The following is a 672-nucleotide window of genomic DNA, read 5'->3' on the forward strand; positions in this document are numbered from 1 at the left end:
TAGTCGTCCTGCCACTAGCAAGCTCACTTTCACAAGGTATTGAAGTATTTGGGCTCTTCTATCAAGCCGGTAGCTTAGTATTTGGTGGCGGTCACGTAGTACTTCCGCTATTGCAAAATGGTATCGGTGACCAACTGTCCCAAGATGCATTTTTAACCGGTTACGCAGCAGCACAAGCGGTTCCAGGGCCAATGTTTACCCTAGCAACCTATCTGGGTTACGTGCTGATGCCTTCCGCGCCTATTGTTGGTGCTCTATTGGCAACTATCGCGGTCTTCCTTCCAGGATTTTTGCTGCTACTTGGTGTGTTAAAGAACTGGCAGGCTTTAGCTAGCAAGCCGAAGGTAGCTGGCGCTTTAACTGGGGTTAATGCTGCAGTTGTTGGCTTACTATTAGCGGCTCTATACCAACCGATCTTTAGCAGTGCGGTAAACAATGGTTTAGATTTCGCGTTGATTATTGTTGGTGTGTGGCTTCTCAAATCAGTTAAGCTGCCAATCGTTGGCCTAGTCGGTGTGTTTATTGCGGCTGGTGTTGCTCTAAACTTTATTTAATGCGCTACGGTTGCCAACAAAGAAAAGGTTACTGAAAAAGAAAGTGTTACTAACAAAGAAAAGCGTCACACCACGGTGTGACGCTTTTTAGTTTGAGCCATATTACTTTAAGACCATA

The 672-nt window shown here is 45.5% G+C and carries 1 protein-coding gene; it reads left to right on the forward strand.

What is annotated here, in order from left to right; all coding sequences use genetic code 11:
- Window positions 1-554, forward strand: a 554-nt coding sequence (locus tag KIV40_RS32545) for a chromate transporter (protein WP_285353493.1), incomplete at its 5' end; no start/stop codon positions are given.
- Between the last annotated feature and the right edge of the window lie 118 nt (window positions 555-672).

The organism is Vibrio sp. D173a (assembly GCF_030248475.1).